Genomic DNA, 1,411 nt, shown 5'->3' with positions numbered 1-1,411 from the left:
CGAACGGCGCCGGCTCGCCTGGCATCTGCCGGACGATTTCAATAATCTGCCTTTCAGCAAGCGAAAAGAAATTCTGGAATGGGTTCGCCGGGTAATCATCTCCGGCTCCACCGATTATCGACGCTTTCAGGCCGCAGCAACCCGACAGCGATACGCCATCCGGTTTCCCGCCATTTCCTATGGTGGTACCCTCTCGTCCCGATGCACGGACGCTCTTGATTATAACGACGCCGCCGGCGACGGTATGAGCGAAGATCCTGATCTGCTTTCCGACGTTGTCGATGCCCCTCCCCGGCTGGCAATGGAAATGGCAAACCTGGTCCGTTTCAAGACGGCGACGCTGACGACGCTCGGATTTCAGCGGAACGGCGTGTGGGGCGAAGAGACGGCCTCGCAAAAGATCGAGCATCTCGGCCTGATGTTCGGTGCTTTGGCGGCATCGCCGAAAAGCGCTGTTAAAGGATACGGAGTTCCACTTGGCCAGTTGACCTTCGGCCTGCTCATCTTCCCAGGCATTTGGGACTGGTACCTGCAATGGCGCGAAAGGCGCCGCGGCTTTTATACCAAATGGGAAGAGGACATGTTGAGTGTCCTCCTCGGCATGGTCCGGCCTGACACTGGCTGGATGTGGCAACACCCGGAACTGGTCGAGAATGTGAAACCGATACCAGGCTTGATCACAAGCGCCGAGATTGCATTCGCCCGGAAGGACTGGCACGCAGCTTGCGATGTTTGCTTCAGGCATGCCTCACAGCGGTCGAGGGAAATTCAACGGGTGGCGCGTATTCATCGCGATCCGTTCGAACCAATCATGTGCATCCTCGAGGCGGAAAGCCCACTGGCCGAATACCGCAAGATCACGGATGAGATCATCAAGCGGATCCCCGACGAACATCGATATCCTCGCGCGGCGGCCGAAGCAGTCCGATCATTTCTGATGCTGCGGCTTGGACTCCATCTCGGTCTGCGCCAGAAGAATCTTCGCCAGTTGCTCGTGTGCCCACGCGGTCAGTTCCCAACATCGGAACGTCGGCTGGAAGACATGAAGCGTGGCGAAATCCGCTGGAGCGAGCGGGACCGGGGCTGGGAGGTGCTGATCCCTTCCAACGCCTTCAAGAACGCCAACTCGTCGTTCTTCGGCTCCAAACCGTTCCGGCTCATCCTTCCAGACCTCCAGGATCTCTACACATACCTCAACGCCTATATCGAACGCCATCGCGGCGTGCTGCTGGCTGGTGCCGAGGATCCGGGCACGCTGTTCGTTAAGACGGTGAAGACCACAAGCAAGGATGCATCTTATAATCAAACGACCTTCTATGAGGCCTGGCGGCTGGTGATCCAGCGCTACGGTATTTACAATCCTTATACCGGCCGCGGCGCCATCAAGGGACTGCTTCCCCACGGGCCGCAT

Annotated in this window: 1 protein-coding gene; it reads left to right on the top strand. The window is 58.1% G+C overall.

The window, feature by feature from the left end:
- Positions 1-1,411 (top strand): hypothetical protein (locus tag ACOWVS_RS23390; RefSeq protein ID WP_420973187.1); only part of this gene is annotated, 1,411 nt, incomplete at both ends.

It is taken from the genome of Brucella sp. IR068 (assembly GCF_049065885.1).
Classification (GTDB): domain Bacteria; phylum Pseudomonadota; class Alphaproteobacteria; order Rhizobiales; family Rhizobiaceae; genus Brucella; species Brucella intermedia.
The sequence above is the reverse complement of the archived record's forward strand: the minus strand, read 5'-3'. Positions and strand labels throughout refer to the sequence as shown.